The sequence below is a fragment of the Arthrobacter sp. 05L44 genome, from assembly GCF_056397605.1.
Genome location: NZ_JBFTNS010000002.1, coordinates 459,729 through 478,315 on the forward strand (window position 1 = coordinate 459,729; position 18,587 = coordinate 478,315).

At 68.2% G+C, this 18,587-nt stretch carries 13 protein-coding genes; 3 read left to right on the forward strand and 10 right to left on the reverse strand.

What is annotated here, in order from left to right:
- Positions 1 to 93: 93 nt before the first annotated feature.
- The 9 genes from uvrC to AC1DHY_RS07435 form a co-directional block, all read right to left on the reverse strand.
- Entirely contained in the window at positions 94 to 2,103 is a 2,010-nt protein-coding gene (gene uvrC, locus AC1DHY_RS07395; RefSeq protein WP_476903404.1) for an excinuclease ABC subunit UvrC, read from the reverse strand.
- Between the two features lie 91 nt (positions 2,104 to 2,194).
- Positions 2,195 to 2,863: a lysophospholipid acyltransferase family protein gene (locus AC1DHY_RS07400; RefSeq protein ID WP_476879187.1), complete on the reverse strand. Its 669-nt coding sequence runs from the start codon at positions 2,861 to 2,863 to the stop codon at positions 2,195 to 2,197.
- Between the two features lie 403 nt (positions 2,864 to 3,266).
- Complete coding sequence (uvrA, locus tag AC1DHY_RS07405) at positions 3,267 to 6,122, reverse strand: excinuclease ABC subunit UvrA (RefSeq protein ID WP_476903481.1); 2,856 nt, start codon at positions 6,120 to 6,122, stop codon at positions 3,267 to 3,269.
- Positions 6,123 to 6,305: 183 nt separating this feature from the next.
- Positions 6,306 to 6,698, reverse strand: a complete 393-nt coding sequence (locus AC1DHY_RS07410; protein ID WP_476879510.1) for a GntR family transcriptional regulator — start codon at positions 6,696 to 6,698, stop codon at positions 6,306 to 6,308.
- The gene (locus tag AC1DHY_RS07415) at positions 6,695 to 8,554 is read right to left on the reverse strand and encodes an ABC transporter ATP-binding protein (protein WP_476879509.1); all 1,860 of its coding nucleotides are present in this window, start codon (positions 8,552 to 8,554) and stop codon (positions 6,695 to 6,697) included. Before AC1DHY_RS07415 ends, AC1DHY_RS07410 begins: the two co-directional genes overlap by 4 nt.
- Positions 8,551 to 10,302, reverse strand: coding sequence for an ABC transporter ATP-binding protein (locus AC1DHY_RS07420; protein ID WP_476903405.1), 1,752 nt, complete (start codon positions 10,300 to 10,302; stop codon positions 8,551 to 8,553). Before AC1DHY_RS07420 ends, AC1DHY_RS07415 begins: the two co-directional genes overlap by 4 nt.
- A gap of 169 nt (positions 10,303 to 10,471) precedes the next feature.
- Positions 10,472 to 11,251 carry a trans-aconitate 2-methyltransferase gene (locus AC1DHY_RS07425; RefSeq protein WP_476903406.1) on the reverse strand — a complete coding sequence of 260 codons (780 nt, stop codon included), beginning with the start codon at positions 11,249 to 11,251 and terminating at the stop codon, positions 10,472 to 10,474.
- Positions 11,252 to 11,347: 96 nt separating this feature from the next.
- Positions 11,348 to 11,980: an alpha/beta hydrolase gene (locus AC1DHY_RS07430; RefSeq protein ID WP_476879506.1), complete on the reverse strand. Its 633-nt coding sequence runs from the start codon at positions 11,978 to 11,980 to the stop codon at positions 11,348 to 11,350.
- Positions 11,980 to 12,621, reverse strand: a complete 642-nt coding sequence (locus AC1DHY_RS07435; RefSeq protein ID WP_476879505.1) for an NADPH-dependent F420 reductase — start codon at positions 12,619 to 12,621, stop codon at positions 11,980 to 11,982. Before AC1DHY_RS07435 ends, AC1DHY_RS07430 begins: the two co-directional genes overlap by 1 nt.
- Positions 12,622 to 12,805: 184 nt before the next feature.
- On the opposite strand from AC1DHY_RS07435, the gene AC1DHY_RS07440 reads away from it, so the two are divergent.
- The 3 genes from AC1DHY_RS07440 to AC1DHY_RS07450 all read left to right on the forward strand — a co-directional run bounded on the left by AC1DHY_RS07440 (position 12,806) and on the right by AC1DHY_RS07450 (position 17,203).
- Positions 12,806 to 15,352, forward strand: a complete 2,547-nt coding sequence (locus AC1DHY_RS07440; RefSeq protein ID WP_476903407.1) for a DEAD/DEAH box helicase — start codon at positions 12,806 to 12,808, stop codon at positions 15,350 to 15,352.
- Positions 15,353 to 15,372: 20 nt separating this feature from the next.
- Positions 15,373 to 15,873, forward strand: coding sequence for an N-acetyltransferase family protein (locus AC1DHY_RS07445; RefSeq protein WP_476878381.1), 501 nt, complete (start codon positions 15,373 to 15,375; stop codon positions 15,871 to 15,873).
- Positions 15,874 to 15,937: 64 nt separating this feature from the next.
- Positions 15,938 to 17,203 carry an alpha/beta fold hydrolase gene (locus AC1DHY_RS07450; protein WP_476878384.1) on the forward strand — a complete coding sequence of 422 codons (1,266 nt, stop codon included), beginning with the start codon at positions 15,938 to 15,940 and terminating at the stop codon, positions 17,201 to 17,203.
- Between the two features lie 4 nt (positions 17,204 to 17,207).
- Here AC1DHY_RS07450 and AC1DHY_RS07455 read toward each other — a convergent pair whose 3' ends face one another.
- Positions 17,208 to 18,560: an MFS transporter gene (locus tag AC1DHY_RS07455; RefSeq protein ID WP_476878380.1), complete on the reverse strand. Its 1,353-nt coding sequence runs from the start codon at positions 18,558 to 18,560 to the stop codon at positions 17,208 to 17,210.
- Between the last annotated feature and the right edge of the window lie 27 nt (positions 18,561 to 18,587).

Below are 18,587 nucleotides of genomic sequence, written 5' to 3' on the forward strand. Positions count from 1 at the left end.
CTGCTCTGCCATGAGGCCGGCGCACGTGGCAGTCGCCTGCCGGCCGCGGCCCGTACCTCAGCTCCTAACCCTAGCTAAGAATGCCGGGGCTAGCTAAGTTTCGAGGATTTCGCCGGTTGTCATGTTGATGGCGGGCGCCGCCGGTTCACCGGCGTCCTCCGCGGCAGAGAAATGCCGGACGATCGCCCCGGCGAGGGCCGGTCCGATTCCCTTGGCGGCCGTGAGCTCCTCGACGCTGGCGGCCTTGATGCTTTTGACCGAGCCGAACTGGTTCAGGAGGGCCTTGCGCTTCGAGTCCCCGAGCCCGGGGACCCCGTCCAGCGCGGACACGGTCATGGCCTTGCCACGCTTTTGCCGGTGGAAGGAGATCGCGAAGCGGTGCGCCTCATCACGGATGCGCTGGAGGAGGTAAAGACCCGCCGAGGCGCGAGGCAGGATGACGGGGAAGTCACTGTCTGGCAGCCAGACCTCCTCGAGCCTTTTAGCCAGCCCCACCACGTAGACGTCCTCGACGCCGAGCTCGGCGAGGGCCTTGGCGGCGGCGTTGACCTGGGGCTTGCCGCCGTCGACGACGACGAGGTTGGGCGGGTAGGCGAACTTGGCCTTGGGAGCCGGGGTGGTGGTGTCCTCCAGCGGTGTGTCGGCCACCGCGGCGGCCTGGGCGGCGGCGAGCGGGCCGGAGCCGGGCTCGGCCTTCTCCGCCTGTTCCTGCAGGTAGTTCCGGAAGCGGCGGGTGAGGACGTCGTGCATGGCCGCGGTGTCGTCGTTGGCCGCGGCGCCGGTGACCGAGAACTTCCGGTAGTCGGACTTCTTCGGCAGGCCGTCTTCGACCACCACCATGGACCCCACCACGTTGGTGCCCTGGATGTGGGAGATGTCGAAACATTCGATCCGCAGCAGCGCCACGGGCAGGTCCAGGGCTTCCTGCAGTTCCTGGAGGGCCTGGGACCGCATGGTGAGGTCGCCGGCGCGCCGGGACTTGTGCAGTTTGAGGGCGTGCTCGGCGTTGTCCCGGACAGTGGAGAGCAGCGTGGCCTTGTCGCCGCGCTGCGGGACCCGGATGTCCACCCGGGCTCCGCGCAGGCCGCTGAGCCACTGGGCGAGTTCGGCGGCGTTGCTCGGTTCCGCGGGGACCAGCACTTCGCGGGGCATCCGGCCCTGGCTTTCGCCTTCCTCGCCGTAGACCTGCTGGAGGAGGTGTTCGACGAGGTCCGGTGTGGTGGAGTCCTCGACTTTTTCGACCACCCAGCCGCGCTGGCCGCGGATCCGGCCGCCGCGGACGTGGAACACCTGGACCGCTGCCTCGAGTTCGTCCTCGTGCAGCGCGAAGATGTCGGCGTCGGTGTCCTCGGCGAGGACCACAGCGTTGCGTTCGAAGACCTTTTTCAGCGCGATGATGTCGTCGCGGACCCGGCCCGCGCGTTCGTAGTCCAGCTCGGCGACGGCGGCGGCCATGTCCTTCTCCAGGCGGGAGACGAAGCGTTTGGCCTCCCCGCCCATAAAGGCGCAGAAGTCCTCTGCGAGGGCCCGGTGGTCCTCGGCGGAGATCCGGCCGACGCATGGCGCGGCGCACTTGTCGATGTACCCCAGCAGGCAGGGCCGGCCGCTGGCCTGGGCGCGCTTAAGGACGCCGGGGCTGCAGCTGCGGACCGGGAAGACGCGCAGCAGAGTGTCCATGGTGTCGCGGATCGCCCCCGCCGTGTAGGGCCCGAAGTAGCGGGTCCCCTTCCGCCGCTCGCCGCGCAGGACCTGCACACGCGGGAACTTCTCCGCCATCGTGACGGCGAGGTAGGGGTAGGACTTGTCGTCGCGGAACATCACGTTGAACCGCGGTTTGAATTCCTTGATCCAGGTGTATTCGAGCTGCAGGGACTCCAGTTCGCTGCCGACTACGGTCCATTCCACGCTGCTGGCAGTGTGCACCATGGCATAGGTCTTGGGCAGCAGGCCTGCGGGGTTGGCGAAGTAGGAGTTCAGCCGGGAACGGAGGTTCTTGGCCTTGCCGACGTAAATGACCCGGCCGTGCGGGTCGCGGAAACGGTAGACACCCGGGTTGGTCGGGATCTCCCCCGTCTGGGGCCGGTAACTAGCTGGATTCGCCACTGGTCTATTCTACTAAGCCGGCCGGGTCCGCGCCCGACGGCGCTCCCCGGCGGCGTGTGCCGCGAACCGTGCGTTCCGCCGGGAAGCGCGCCTAGTCGACGCTTTTGCTCTGGTTGTAGGTGGTGGCCCGTTCCTGGCCGCTGAGTTCGGCGATCGCGTCCATGATCCGGTCCGTGACCTGGCGCCGTGCGGGCAGAGAGTGGTCCGGGCCGGTCTTGTCGAAGTAGAGCGGCTCCCCCACCTTCATGGTGAAGTGCTGCGGCCTGACCTTGTTGCTGTCCGCCGGCTGCAGGTTTTCTGTGCCGATGAGGCCCACCGGGATGACCGGGGCCCCGGTGGTGAGGGCCAGCCAGCCGACGCCGGTGCGGCCGCGGTAGAGGATACCGTCGCGGGAGCGGGTGCCTTCGGGGTAGATCCCGACGCCCTTGCCGGAGTCAAGGATGTCCAGCAGCGTCTTCAAGGCCTGCACGCTGGCGGCCTGTTCGCCGCGTTCGACCGGAATGGATCCGACGGCCTCGAAGAAGGACTTCATCAGCTTGCCCTTGGCGCCGCCGGTGGTGAAGTACTCGGCCTTGGCGAAGAACGCGACGGGGCGCGGCATCAGGGCCTGGACGATCACGCTGTCCAGGAAGGAGAGGTGGTTCGGCGCAACGATGAAGGGGCCGGACTTGGGCACATTCTCGAGTCCGATCACGGTGGGCCGGCAGGTGGACGTGACCAGACCACGCGTCGTCCAGCGGATTGCGTCAAACATTGCCAATGGTGTGCACCTCTTTTAGGGCTGTGGTCCCCGGGCAGTCGGAGATTCTGGTGATCGTAGCGGGTAACCCCGGGGCGGTGCGCGCAGGTTCAACTTCTCCGGCGGTTCGCCGGCCGCCGTCGGGCACAAAACCCCAGCCTACGCCCGCGGCGGGAGGCGGTGGTGCAGCCGTTCCGGCGGGCGGGCCGTCGAGGCCGGCAGGCACTCCCGCCGATGTATGCGTCACCGGAGTAGTTTCTCACGACGATGGGGATGCTTGAAATTCACATACCCCTGCAGGCATACGTCGCTGCCGACCGGCCTGCTGCCCGGCGACGCGCAAATGCCCTGCCGCGGCCGGAATAACCGGGGCGGCAGGGCATTTGCGCGTCGTGGGACAAAGACCGCGTCGCCAGGGGCGGGGTCAGCCCAGAATGTCCGCGAGGAACGTGGCCGTGTGGCTCTCCTTGGACTTGGCCACCTGCTCGGGCGTACCCGAGGTGACGATCCTGCCGCCGCCGGAACCGCCGTCGGGCCCCAGGTCGACAATCCAGTCCGCACTCTTGATGACGTCGAGGTTGTGCTCGATGGTGATCACGGTGTTGCCCTTCTCGACCAGGCCCTGCAGGACCATCAGCAGTTTGCGGATGTCCTCGAAATGCAGGCCTGTGGTGGGCTCGTCCAGGACGTACACGCTCCGGCCGTTGGACCGCTTCTGCAGCTCCGCGGCCAGCTTCACGCGCTGCGCCTCACCGCCGGAGAGGGTCGTGGCGGGCTGGCCCAGCCGTACGTAACCGAGGCCGACGTCCACCAGCGTCTTCAGGTGCCGGGCGATCGGCGAGAACGCGGCGAAGAACTCCGCGCCTTCCTCGATCGGCATGTTCAGGACGTCTGCGATGGTCTTGCCCTTGTAGTGCACCTCGAGCGTCTCGCGGTTGTAGCGCGCGCCGTGGCAGACCTCGCAGGGCACATAGACGTCCGGCAGGAAGTTCATCTCGATCTTCAGGGTGCCGTCGCCGGAGCAGGCTTCGCAGCGGCCGCCCTTGACGTTGAAGGAGAACCGGCCGGGCATGTAGCCGCGGACCTTGGCCTCAGTGGTCTCGGCGAAGAGCTTCCGGATGTGGTCGAAGACGCCCGTGTAGGTGGCCGGGTTGGAGCGCGGGGTCCGGCCGATGGGGCTCTGGTCGACGTGCACCACCTTGTCGAGGTGCTCGAGGCCCTGCACGGTCTTGTGCCGGCCGGCGACCTGCTTGGCGCCGTTGAGCTTGTTGGCGAGCACCTTGTAGAGGATCTCGTTGACCAGGGTCGACTTGCCGGAGCCGCTGACGCCGGTGACGGCGGTGAACAAGCCGAGGGGGAAGGCCGCGTCCACGTTCAGCAGGTTGTTTTCCTTGGCCCCGACGACTTTCAGCTCGCGCTTCTTGTCGTACTTGCGGCGTTTCTTCGGCACCTGGATGGACTTGCGACCGGACAGGTAGTCGCCGGTGAGGGATTCGGTGTTCTTCAGCAGGTCTTGGTAGGAACCGGAGTGGACCACCATTCCGCCGTGCTCGCCGGCGCCGGGTCCGATGTCGACCACCCAGTCGGCCTCGTGGATGGTGTCCTCGTCGTGCTCCACCACAATCAGTGTGTTGCCGAGGTCCCGGAGCCGGGTGAGGGTTTCGATCAGCCGCCGGTTGTCGCGCTGGTGCAGGCCGATGGACGGTTCGTCGAGGACGTACAGCACCCCCACCAGGCCGGAGCCGATCTGGGTGGCCAGCCGGATGCGCTGGGCCTCGCCGCCGGACAGGGTGCCGGAGGGGCGTTCCAGGTTCAGGTATTCGAGGCCGACGTCGAGGAGGAACGTCAGGCGGGCCTGGATCTCCTTGAGGACCTGGTGCGCGATCTGCGCCTCACGGCCGCTGAGCACCAGGGTGTCCAGGAAGTGCGCGCATTCGCGCATGGGCAGCGCCGCGACCTCGGCGATGGATTTGCCGTTGATGAGGACGGACAACGACGCCGGGTTCAGCCGGGCACCGTTGCAGGCCGGGCACGGGACCTGGCGCATGTACTCCTCGTAGCGGTCCCGGGCGGAGTCGGAGTCCGTCTCGGTGTGCTTGCGGTGCACGTACTGGACCACGCCTTCGAAGCCGGTGCTGTACTTGCGTTCGCGGCCGAACCGGTTGCGGTACTGGACCACCACCTGGTGGTCCTTGCCGTGCAGCACGGTCTGCCGGGCCTCCGCGGAGAGTTTCTCCCACGGGGTGGTCATCTTGAAGCCGATTTCCTTGGCCAGGCCGCCGAGGAGCCGGTTCCAGTATTCCGTGGTGGCCGTGCCGAGGGACCACGGGGCGATGGCACCCTCGGACAGCGAGAGCTCGGGGTTGGGGATGAGGAGTTCCTCATCGACCTCGAGCTTGGTGCCGATGCCGCTGCAGGCGGAGCAGGCGCCGAAGGGGTTGTTGAAGGAGAACGAGCGGGGCTCGATCTCGTCGATTGCCAGCGGGTGCTCGTTGGGGCACGCGAGGTGTTCGGAGAACGCGCGGATGCGTCCGGGATCGTCGGCCTCAAGGTCCACGAATTCGGCGAGGACCCGGCCCTCGGCCAGTCCCAGTGCGGTTTCGACGGAGTCCGTCAGGCGCTGGCTGATGCCGTCCTTGACCACCAGCCGGTCCACCACCACCTCGATGGTGTGCTTGAACTGCTTACCGAGCTTGGGCGGGTCGCTGAGCTGGATCAGCTTGTCGTCCACCCGGGCGCGGGAGTAGCCCTTGGCGGTGAGCTCCTTGAACAGCTCGACGAACTCGCCCTTGCGGCCGCGCACCACGGGCGCGAGGACCTGGAAGCGGGTGCCCTCGGGAAGTTCAAGGAGCTGGTCGACGATCTGCTGCGGGGTCTGCTTGGTGACCGGCTCGCCGCAGACGGGGCAGTGCGGGCGGCCCACCCTGGCCCAGAGCAGGCGCATGTAGTCGTAAATCTCGGTGATGGTGCCCACGGTGGAGCGGGGGTTCTTGCTGGTGGACTTCTGGTCGATGGAGACCGCGGGCGAGAGGCCCTCGATGAAGTCGACGTCGGGCTTGTCCACCTGGCCAAGGAACTGGCGGGCGTAGGCGGAGAGCGACTCGACGTAGCGGCGCTGCCCTTCGGCGAAGATTGTGTCGAAGGCGAGGGAGGACTTGCCCGAGCCCGAGAGTCCGGTGAAAACGATCATGGCGTCGCGCGGCAGGTCGAGGTCGACGTTGCGGAGGTTGTGTTCGCGCGCGCCCTTCACCACCAGGCGGGACAGGTCGGGACGGGCCAGCTCCGTACCGGACGACGCCGGGCTGGAGCGCTGTGGGGCCGCTTTTCCGGACTTCACCGGAACGGCGGCAGGCTGGACATCGACGGCAGGTTGATCAGCTACGGCTTTAGGCACGCCTCCAATGCTAATCGAAAACTTCTTCGAATATCCATTCCGGGCCGGGATGTGCTAATGGCGGCCCCGTTAGTGGCGGTCGTACGCCGCCGCGAGGAGTTGGACGGCCTCCGCGAAGCTGGCGCCCTGGGCCTTGGCGGCGTCAGCGAACTCCGCAGCGGCGGCGGCGAGCGAGCCCCAGGCCTCGTCGCGGGCGCACACGACGGTGCCGTTCCGACCGCGGGTGGCAACGACGCCGGCGGCTTCGAGTTCCTTGTAGGCCCGCGCCACGGTGTGCGGTGCAACGCCGAGCTCGGCCGCGAGGCTGCGCACGGCAGGGAGGCGGGTTCCTGGGGCCAGGGTGCCTTTGTCCGCGTGTTCGATGATGTTCAGCCGCAGCTGCTCGAACAGCGGCACGGAACTGCCGGTGTTGGGCTTCCAGGCGCCGGGGAACTGCGCCGCGGCATGCTCTGCGGCGCTCACCGGTCCGACTCCAGCACCCGTGCGGGCTGCTCGCGGCCGGCAAATTGAGCGCGGTAAAGCCCGGTGTACACACCGTCCGCGGCCATCAGGTCCTGGTGGGTCCCTTGTTCAACAATCCGTCCGTGGTCCATGACCAGAATTAGATCAGCGTCGCGGACTGTGGACAAGCGGTGGGCAATCACGAAGCTGGTCCTCCCCTGCCGGAGCCGGGCCATGGCCTGCCGGATCTGCATTTCCGTCCGGCTGTCCACGGAGCTGGTGGCCTCGTCGAGGATCAGGATGCTGCGGGCGGCCAGCTGGGCGCGGGCGATCGAGATGAGCTGGCGCTGGCCGCGGCTCAGGGAGTCGCCGTCGTTGCCCAGCATGGTGGCGTAGCCGGCCGGGAGGGCCCGGACGAACTGGTCCACGTGGCTTGCCTGGGCGGCGGCCACAATGTCGTCGTCGTCCGCGCCGGGCCGGCCGTATTCGATGTTCTCCCGGATGCTGCCGGTGAACAGCCAGGCGTCCTGCATCACGGTGCCGAAGGTTGCCCGCAGTCCGTCGCGGGGCAACTCGGCGATGTCCACCCCGTCGACCGTGATCCGCCCGGAGTCCAGCTCGTAGAACCGCATCAGGAGGTTGACCACGGTGGTCTTGCCGGCGCCGGTGTGACCGACGATCGCCACGGTCTGGCCCGGTTCCACGGTGAAGGTCAGGCCCTCGACGACGGGAGAGGCGGGGTCGTAGCCGAACGTGGCGCCCTCGAAGGTGACCCTGCCGGCGGGCGGCGGGGATCCGGCGTCGGCCGCGCGGGCCGCGGCGGCCCGGGCGGACCCGGCGGCGGGCCCGGCCGCGTCGGCGGGGATTTCCGGCGCGTCCAGCAGCGCGAAGACGCGCTCGGCGGAGGCGATGCAGGACTGCATGAGGTTCAGCATTCCGCCGATCTGGCCCATGGGCTGGCTGAAGAGCCTGCTGAACTGGATGAAGGCCTGCACCCCGCCGATGGTCATGGTGCCGGCGGCGACCTGCAGGGCTCCGATGACGGCCACGGCGATGTAGTTGAGGTTGGCGACGAAGATCATCAGCGGCTGCACAACCCCGGAGACGTACTGCGCGTTGGAAGAGGCCCGGAAGAGCCGGCCGTTGCTGGTGCTGAAGACGGCCGCCGCGGCCTCCTGCCGGCCAAAGGCCTTGACTACCTCATGGCCGGTGAAGAATTCCTCCAGGTGGGCATGGAGGGCCCCGGTGCTGTCCCACTGGTCGGTGAAATAGGCCTGCGATTTCCGGGCGACAAGCACGGTGATCAGCGTGGAGAGCGGAACCGAGGCCAGGGCAATGAGCGCCAGCAGCGGGGAGAGCCAGAACATCATGGCCAGGGCGCCGGTGAGCATCAGCACGGACATGATCAGCTGGTTGAGCAGCTGGTTGAGGGCCTGGGAGACGTTGTCGACGTCGTTGGTGGCACGGCTGAGCACGTCGCCGCGGTGCTGGTCGTCGAAGTGGCTGGAGGGCAGGACGTGCAGCTTTTGTTCCACCGAGGCGCGCAGCCCGTAACTGAGCCGTTGCACGGCCGTCGCCGTGAGTGCGCCCTGGATCCAGCTGAACAAGGACGCGCCGAGGTACATCAGCGCCACCGCCAGGAGCAGGCGACCGAGTTTTTGGTCGTTAAAGGTGCCGCCCACAACGCTGTGGACCACGACGTCCGTGGCGTCGCCGAGGTATTTGGGCGCTGCGACGTTGAGCGCCGCGAACCCGCAGGTGGTGGCGACGACGCCGGCCATACGAAGGCGCACGGGTTTCAGAAGTCCCAGCAGCCGGCCAGCCGCCCGCCACTTGGCGGCGGCTCCGGCCCGCGGTGCAGGGAATCCGGCGCTCATGGTGTTTCCTCGAGGACCAGCTGCGAGGCGGCGATTTCCCGGTAGGTCAGCGATGACGCCATGAGCCCGGCATGGGTTCCCTGGGCGACCAGCCGGCCCTCTTCAAGGACCAGGATGAGTCCGGCATCTTCAATCGTTGCTACCCGCTCGGCCACCACCAGCACGGTCGCTGAGCGCAGGAGGGGCTCCAGCGCCGAGCGGAGCCGGGCGTCGGTGCCGTAGTCCAGGGCGGAGAAGCTGTCGTCGAAGAGGTACACGGGAGCGGGGCGCAGCAGTGCCCGGGCGATGCAGAGCCGCTGGCGTTGTCCGCCGGAGAGGTTGGTGCCTCCCTGGCTGACCGGAGTTTCCAGGGCGTCGGGAAGATCCCGGACGAAGTCGGCTGCCTGGGCCGTCTCCAGCGCCGCCCACAGCTGGTGGTCAGTGGCTTCCGGATCACCGACGCGCAGGTTCTGGGCGAGGGTCCCGGAGAACAGGTAGGAGTGCTGCGGCACCACAGCCATCAGGTCCCGGAGCGACGCCAGCGGCAGCGTGTTGATCTCGCGGCCGCCGATGCTGATGCTGCCGGCGGTCGCGTCCAGGAACCGGGGCAGCAGGTTCAGGAGGGTGGTTTTGCCGCTGCCCGTGGCTCCGACGATGGCTGTCACCGTTCCGGGAACGGCGGTGAAGCTGATTCCGCTGAGGACGGGGGCTTCCGCCCCGGGGTAGCCGAAGGCCACGTCGCGGAATTCGACGGTTCCGGCGGCGACATGCCGGAGGGCCGCCGCTCCGGGCACCGGGGACGGAGCGGCCGACGCCGGGTCCGGGTCACCAATGGAGGGGTCCGTATCGAGGACCTCGCGGATACGTTCGGCGCACGCAGCGGCGCGGGGGGCGGTGGTGAAAACGTACATGGCCATCAGGATGGCGATGAGGATCTGCAGGATGTAGGCGATGAACGCGGTCAGGGCGCCGAGCCGCATCTGGCCGGACTGGATCCGGTGGCCGCCGAACCACACGATCGCGACGGAGGAAAGGTTCACCACCACCATGATCATGGGGTTCATTCCGGCGACCAGCAGCGCGGAGTCCAGGTTGTTCCTGGTGAGTTCCTTGTTGGCGGCATCGAAGCGGCGGATCTCGTGGTCCTGCCGGACGAAGCCGCGGATGACGTTCGCGCCGATGATCTGTTCGCGCAGCACCCGGCTGATCCGGTCAATGAGTGCCTGTCCGCGCCGGTAGAGCGGAATCAGCCGCCGCACGATCAGCACCATCAGGCCCGCGAGCAGCGGGATCACCACCACCACGACGCCGGACAGTGCGAGGTCCTGGTGCAGGGCGAGGACGATGCCGCCGATGAAGCTCGCGGGAGCGGCGACCAGCATTGTGAAGACCAGGACGGTGAGGTTCTGGATCTGGGTGACGTCGTTGGTGGCCCGGGTCACCAGGCTGGGCGCACCGAAGGCACCGACGTCTTGTGAGGAGAACGTCTGGACCTTGGCGAACAGCTCTTCGCGCAGTTCGTGCCCCACCCGCATGGCCACGACAGCGCCAAGGTAGCCGGCGGCGACGGCGGACCCGACCTGGAGGGCGGCCACCGCGGCCATCCAGCCGCCGAGCCGCAGGATCACCGGCGTGTCGCCGGCGACAATGCCGTCGTCAATGATGGCGGCGTTCAGGGTGGGCAGCATCAGGTTGGCGCTGGTCTGCACCAGCTGGAGGCAGATGATGGCCAGGACGGTCACCCTGTGGGCCGCCAGCAGGCGCCTCATCAGGCTAAGTAGCACCGAACCTCCATCACTAGAACAGGGCCCGGATGTGGAGCAGGACGCGGTCGCCCCAAAGACCGCTTTGTCATTGTAAGCCCCATCACATGCCGATCTTTGTCATGTGGCATGTCACATTGGTCAATGGTGCTGGCACGGGTGGCCCGGCCGGGTCTCAGCCGCGCTTGCGGGCGACGGCGAAGACCCGCCGGAAGGGGAAGACGGTCCCGCGGTCCCCGGGCGGGTAGGCGACGCGCAGCTGCCGGGCGTACTCGGCCTCGAAGCGTTCGGCGTCCGCCGGGCCCAGCGCCGCGAGGACCGGGCGCAGGCCGGTTCCCCGGACCCACTCAAGCACCGGATCGGTGCCGGGGAGGACCTGGAGGTAGGTGGTCTCCCAGGCGTCGGCGTCACAGCCGGCATCCAGCATGAGCTGGAGGTATTCGGTGGGGCCGGCCGCGGCGTCGCTGTGCCGGAGCACGCCGGCCAGGCGCCCGGACCAGTCGTCCGATTCCGCGAGGGAACGCATCAGGGAGTGCGAGGGGGCGTTGAAGTTACCTGGAACCTGCAGGGCGAACCAGGCGCCGGGTCGCAGGGCTTCGAGCCAGTGCGGCAGGAGTTCCAGGTGGTTGGGTACCCATTGCAGGGCGGCATTGGTGACCACGACGTCGGTGTCCGGTGCCGGCATCCAGTCGCCGATGTCCGCCTGGCGGAAGGAGAGGTTGTCCGTGCCGGCCGCCAGGCCGCCGGCCTTGGCGAGCATTTCGGCCGAGGAATCCAGCCCGGTGACGGCGGCTCCGGGCCAGCGGGCCGCCAGCGTGGCGGTGAGGTTTCCCGGGCCGCAGCCCAGGTCCGTCACCTGCTGCGGGGAGCCAGCGCGGATTCGCGACGTCAGGTCAAAGAACGGCCGGTCCCTGTAGCCGCCGAATTCCTCGTACTTTGCTGGATCCCATTTCACGCTTTGCCCCCGCTTCGCCGTGTCTTCAGCCGAAGCCTACCGCCGAGGGCCGGTCCCGAAGGACCGACCCGCGGCGGATTGGCGCCACTGCCGGGCCTAGGCTGCGGGCAGCCCTTCAATCCAGCTGCCGAGCTCCGCCAGCGTCTGGCCGGTAATGCCGTGCCCGCCGGGATCGCGGCGTGAGGTGGCGGCGGCTCCGGAGCCCGTCAGCAAATAGTCCCAGGTCTTTTCGAGGAGCTCGTGCGGGATGACCCGGTCCTGGTCGCCGTGGGCAACAAAGACCGGGACGCCAGCCAGCTGTCCTGGTGCGACCGGAACACCGGCGTCGAACGGCAGGGTGCCGTAGAGGATGGCAGCTCCGGCATAGCGTGACGGGTCGGCCAGCAGCAGGCCGCCGGCAAAGGCTGCCCCGCCGCTGAAGCCGACCAGCACCACCGGCCGGCCGGCCGGTGCCGCCGCGTCGAGCCAGGCGCGGAACCAGGCCATCGTCGCGTCCAGGGATTCGGCCACGGGCCGGCCGATGCCGCGATTGGCGAACCAGGCGTAGCCGCCGCCCTCGGCAATGGGAGCCCGGACCGCGGCGTAGGCGGGTCCGGCCGGCAGCCGGCCGGCGAGGCCGAGGATTTCCCGCTCGTCGGAGCCGCGGCCGTGGAGAAGCACCACCAGCGGAGCCGCCGGGTCGTCGGACCCGGCAGTTGCTACCACCGGGTCCGGGAAGATGGCTTCCATTAGTTGGTGACCTTCAGGCCGGTGTCCCAGTTGAAATCGGCGAACTCGGGGTTGGCTTGCATCGTCATGAGGACAAACTGGAAGCCTTCCAGCTCACCGGAGCGCTTGAGCGGGCCGACCACGAGCGGCCGCATGCCGGCGTCGGCAACGAAGCTGCTGACGGCCGAGGTGGCGGCGGCGTCGTCACCCGCGATGAACACATCCAGGGGCTGGCTGCCGGACTTGCCCGCCACCAGGGTTCCCGCGAACGTGGTGTTGAAGGCCTTGACCACTGCGGCACCGGCCGGGGCGAGCTTGGCAATTTCCTCGGCAGCGGACGTGCCCGGCTCCACCACCAGGGAGTCGAAGGTCTCGAAGTTGACCGGGTTCGTGATGTCCACGAGCGTCTTGCCGGCCAGGGCATCGCCATAGGCGCGCACCACGGACTTGGCGGCGTCGAACGGTACTGCGAGGACTACCAGGCTGCCCTGCGGCGCATCCGCCGTCGTGCCATAGCGCACACCCCCTCCGAGCTCCTCCGCCAGGGCCTGGGCTTTGGCTGCATCCTGGCCGAGAATCTCGACCGTCCGGCCGGCGGCGAGTGCGCGAGTGGCGATGCCGCGGGCCATGTTGCCGTTGCCGATGATGGTGATGTTGGTCATGGGGGTCTTCTTTCCAAAGATTCGGGCCAGGAAGTTCGTCATCAGATTCTGTTCGGTCGGATACTGGATGTTTTGTTGAAGCTACAACCAACATACGCCTAAAAGGTTGAATCATCAAGTACCTGCTGTCTGCGGTTATCCGGCCCGGCTGCGGGAGCGCCGCGGGACACTAAGCTGGAAGGCAATGAAACTCGTAGATCAGCTTCCCGCCCCGGCCGCCCGAGTCCCCGGCCGGACCGGCCTCGATCCGGATGAGCTTTACACCCGGTTCGTCGAATGGACCGAGAGCCGCGGCCTTGCCCTCTACACCGCCCAGGACGAGGCCGTGATGGAGCTGGCGGCCGGCGCCAACGTCATTCTCGCCACCCCCACCGGCTCGGGGAAGTCGCTCGTGGCCATCGCGGCGCATTTCCAGGCCATGGCCCGCGGCCAGCGCAGCTATTACACGGCCCCCATCAAGGCGCTCGTCTCGGAGAAGTTCTTCGCCCTCTGCGAAATCTTCGGGGCCGAGAACGTCGGCATGATCACCGGAGATTCGGGCGTTAACCAGGACGCGCCCATCATCTGCTGCACCGCAGAGATCCTGGCCAACATCGCCCTGCGCGAAGGGGCCGACGCCAGCCTCGGCGCGGTGATCATGGACGAGTTCCACTTCTACTCGGACCCCCAGCGCGGCTGGGCGTGGCAGGTTCCGCTGCTGGAACTCCCCCAGGCCCAGTTCCTGCTGATGTCCGCGACCCTGGGCGACGTGAGCCGCTTCGAGGACGGCATCACCGAGCTGACCGGCCGCCCGACGACGACGGTCAGTTCCGCCGAACGGCCCATCCCGCTGCACTTCTATTACCAGCAGACCCCCGTTCACGAGACGCTGGAGGAGCTGCTCTCCACCAAGCAGGTCCCCGTCTACGTGGTCCACTTCAGCCAGCTCGAGGCCATCGACCGGGCGCAGAACCTGATGAGCATCAACATCTGCACCCGTGAAGAAAAAGACAAAATCGCCGAGCTGATCGCGGGATTCCGCTTCGCCGCGGGCTTCGGCAAGACCCTCAACCGGCTGGTCCGCCACGGCATCGGGGTACACCACGCCGGGATGCTGCCCAAATACCGCCGGCTGGTCGAGCAGCTGGCCCAGGCGGGCCTCCTGAAGGTCATCTGCGGCACGGACACTCTGGGGGTCGGCATTAACGTCCCCATCCGCACCGTCCTCCTGACCGCGCTCAGCAAGTACGACGGCGTCCGCACCCGCCTGCTGAACTCCCGTGAGTTCCACCAGATCGCCGGCCGCGCCGGCCGGGCCGGCTATGACACGGCGGGCACGGTGGTGGTCCAGGCCCCCGAGCACGTGATCGAAAACGTCAAGGCCATGGCCAAGGCCACCGCGAAGTTCGGCGACGACCAAAAGAAGCTGCGCCAGGTGGTCAAGAAAAAACCGCCGGAAGGCTTTGTGTCCTGGGGCGAACCCACCTACAAGCGCCTGGTGGAATCCGTCCCGGATCCGCTGGGCTCGAGCTTCACCGTGACGCACTCGATGCTGATGAACCTGATGGAACGGCCCGGGGACCCCTTCAAGGCCGCGCGCCGGCTGCTCACGGAGAATCATGAGACCCGGTCCGCACAGCTGCAGCTGATGAAGAAGGCCCTCGGCATCTACCGCGAACTGCTGGCGGCCGGCGTCGTCGAGCGGATTCCGGCGGCAGAGCAGGGTCCGGACGGGCGCAGCGTCCGGCTGACCGTGCACCTGCAGGCGAACTTCGCCCTGAACCAGCCGCTCTCCCCCTTCGCCCTCGCGGCCCTCGACCTGCTGGACCCGGAGTCGCCGTCGTACGCCCTCGACGTCGTGTCGGTCATCGAGTCCACGCTGGAGAAGCCGCGGCAGATCCTGTCCGCCCAGCAGAAGAAGGTCCGCGGGGAGGCGATCGCCGCAATGAAGGCCGACGGCATCGACTACGACCAGCGCATGGCCATGCTCGAGGACGTCACCTACCCGCAACCGCTCGCCGAGATCCTCGGTGAAGCGTTCGACGTCTACCGCAAGGCCGCACCTTGGATCGGCGACTTTGAGCTGGCGCCCAAGTCCGTGGTCCGCGACATGTACGAACGTGCCATGAACTTCGGCGAATTCGTCCAGTTCTACGGGCTGGCCCGGTCCGAAGGCATCGTCCTGCGCTACCTGGCCGACGGCTTCAAGGCCCTCCGGCAGACTGTCCCGCAGGACGCCCTGCGCGAAGACCTCGCAGACCTGATTGCCTGGCTGGGCGAACTGGTCCGGCAGGTGGACTCCAGCCTGCTCGACGAGTGGGAGGAACTGACGTCCGGCGCCGCGCCGACCCCGCATGACGCCCCGCCGCCCCCGCCGCCGTCGCTGACCTCCAACGTGCGGGCCTTCCGCGTGATGGTCCGGAACGAGATGTTCCGCCGGGTGGAACTGTTCGCGGACGAGGCCGCCACTGCCCTCGGCGAGCTCGACGGCGGCTCGGGCTGGGACGCTGAGCGCTGGGAAGACGCGCTTGATGACTACTTCGAGGAACACGGCGACATCGGCACCGGCCCGGATGCCCGCGGCCCCGGACTGCTCATCATCACCGAGGAGCCCGGGGTGTGGAAAGTCCGGCAGATCTTCGACGATCCCGCCGGAAACCACGACTGGGGCATTTCCGCCGAAGTGGACCTGGCAGCCTCCGACGAAACCGGCACCGCTGTGGTCCGGGTCAGCGACGTGAACCGGCTGTAGCCGCTAGTAAACTCGTGCCCATGAGTGTAATCCGCCCGGCCGCCGCCGCCGACGTTCCCGCCATCCTCCGGATGATCCACGACCTGGCCATCTACGAGAAGGAACCGGACGCGGTCCGAAACACCCCGGAGATGCTGTCCGAGGCCCTGTTCGGCGAGAACCCGCGCGTTTACGCGACGATGGCGGAGAACGCCGCCGGTGAGGTCCAGGGTTTCGCGTTGTGGTTCCTGAACTACTCCACGTGGGAAGGCGTCCACGGGATCTACCTCGAGGATCTCTACGTGATGCCCGAGGCGCGCGGCGCCGGGCACGGCAAGGCCCTGCTGCAGCACCTTGCGACCACGGCCGTGGAGCGCGGCTACGCCCGGGTGGAGTGGAGTGTGCTGGACTGGAACGAGCCCTCGATCGCTTTCTACAAAAACCTCGGGGCGGCCCCGATGGACGAATGGTCAACGTTCCGTCTGACCGGTGAAGCCCTCGCCGGGTTCGGCGCGGCCCGGACGGCAACCGCCCGTGGTTAAGGCCGCAGCGGTGGCGCCCGGCGTCGTCCCGCACATCGTCAAAGCCCGGCATGACTACCGCGGCATGCGCACCACGGAACACTATTTCGAAGTGCCGCTGGACCATTTCGGTGCCGGCAGCGAGACCATCACGGTCTTCGCCCGCGAGTACGTCTCCGCCGACCACAGCGAAGAGGCTGCCGCGGACCTGCCGTGGCTGCTGTTCTTGCAGGGCGGCCCTGGGGGCCGCGGCAACCGCTTCCCGGCCCTTGGCGGCTGGAGCAAGGCCGCGGCCAGGGACTTCCGCATCCTGATGCTGGACCAGCGCGGCACCGGCCTGTCCTCCCCCATCGACCGCAACACGCTGCCGTTGCGCGGCGGTGACCGGGACCAGGTGGAGTACCTGGAGCACTTCCGGGCCGATTCGATCGTGGCGGACGCCGAGGCTATCCGCAGGGCCCTCGGTGCAGCGCCGTGGACCATTTACGGTCAGAGCTACGGCGGCTTCTGCGCCCTGACGTACCTGTCCTTCGCTCCCGAGGGCCTGCGGGAGGCGCTCATCACCGGCGGCCTCGCCCCGCTGGCCGGTCCCGCCGACCGGGTCTACCAGGCCACCTTCCGGCGCGTCGCGGCCCGCAATGCCGAATACTTCAGCTGGTATCCGCAGGACCGCGAACTGGTCACCCGGATCGCCCGGCACCTCCGGGACACCGAGGAAGTCCTTCCCGACGGCACCCGGCTCACCGTGGAGCGGTTCCAGATGGTGGGTGCCTACCTCGGCGGCAACACCCGCGTCGACGGGCTCCACCACCTGCTGGAGGATGCGTTCGTTGCCACGCCCGACGGCGGGCGGCTCTCCGACGGCTTCCTGGAGCAGGTCCGCGGCCTCGTTTCCCGCGCATCCAACCCGCTCTATGCCCTTATGCATGAGTCCATCTACGGCCAGGGCGAGGCCACCGATTGGGCTGCCCTGCGCGTGCTCCAGGACTTCCCCGAGTTCCGCCCTGACGCGGCCGAGCCCCTGCTGACGGGTGAGATGGTCTATCCGTGGTACTTTGACCAGGATCCGGCGCTGCGGCCGCTCCGCACGGTGGCGCAGTTGCTCGCGGAGAAGGACGATTGGAAGCCGCTCTATGATCCCGAGCGCCTGGCACTGAACAACGTCCCCGTGGCGGCGGCCGTCTACAGCGACGATATTTACGTGGACCGGGACCTCTCGCTGGAGACAGCACGTGCAGTCCGCGGCCTGCAGGTGTGGGAAACGGATGAGTTCCACCATGACGGCATTGCCGATGACGGGGAAGCCATCTTCGGGCGGCTGCTCGGCATGGCGCGCGCGGCCGGGGCCTGAGGACTCAGCCGTCCAGGGCCGGCTCCGTGCGCGGCGCTCGCGCTGCCAGGATCACGGCCAGGACCGTGACGGCGACGGCGGCGGCTACCAGGTTCAGCCCCTGGTAGCCGATTCCGCTCATCAGCAGTCCGGCGAAACCGGATCCGACGGCGCCGGCGATGCCCATCAGGGTGTCCGAGGCACCCTGCACGAGGACCCTGTCCCCGGGGGCCACACTTTCGGCGAGCAGCGTGGATCCGGCAATGGTGGCAGCGGACCAGCCCAGCCCCAGGAGCACCAGTCCGATGGTCACCAGGGCCGGCTGCGACTGGCCGAACCCGGCCTCGCATACGGCGATAAGAATCAACCCGTGGCCCAGCAGGATGACCTGGCGGCGGCCCACCCGGTCGGTGAGCCAGCCCATCACGGGTGAGAGCGCGTACATCCCGGCGATGTGCAGCGAGATGGTGAAGCCGATCAGCACGAACACATCGGTCCCGGTGGTGTGGGTGTGACCGGCTATGGGGCCGGCCATCGGCCCTTCGGTGAGCAATTGCAGGTGGAGCGGCGTCATGGACATCACGGCCGCCATGCAGCCGTGCGCGGCCACGACGGCGAGCAGCGCCAGCCGCGCCCGGGGCGAGGAGCGGACGGCACGGAGGCCGTCCCGCAGGGCGTGCCTCCCCCGGCTGCCTTGCGTTCCCTTGGCGGGACCCTCGGAGGCGGTACGCAGCCGGCCGGCCAGCAGCAGCGGGTCGGGCCGCAGCGCGACCAGCAACAGCAGGGCTGCGAGGAACAGTCCCGCCGTCGAAAACACGAACGGCCCTGAGATGGCGGGCAGCCCCAGCGCCTCCCCCACTACCGCGCCGGGCTGGATGAGGTTGGGGCCGGCCACGGCGCCAACCGTCACCGACCACACGACAATTGCGAGGGACCGTCCGCGGTGTTGGGCATCGGCGAGGTCGACGGCGGCAAAGCGCGCCTGCAGGTTGGCCGCGGTGCCAAGGCCCAGCAGGGCCGCAGCCGCGAGCAGGATCGGGAAGACCCCGGTCACGGTGGCCAGAATCACCAGCAGGGCGCCCGTCATCGCGCAGAGCAGGCCGGTCACGAGAGCGGCCCGGCGCCCCCTCCGGCCGGCCAGTCCGGCCAGCGGCAGGGCGGTCAGGGCTGCCGCGAGAGTCATGGTGGTGGTGACCGAGCCGGCCCAGGCGTTGGAGCCGGAAAGCTGGACCGCCAGCAGTGATCCCACTGACAGGCTCGCGCCGTTGCCGATTCCGCTCAGGAGCTGGGCGATGCTGAGGACAACAACGGTACGGCGCTGCACCCGTTGGGGGTGCAGCGCCGTATCGGCCGCCTGTGCGGCATCAAACGTTTTCACGCTCCGAGCTTAGCCCGTCGAGGGTCG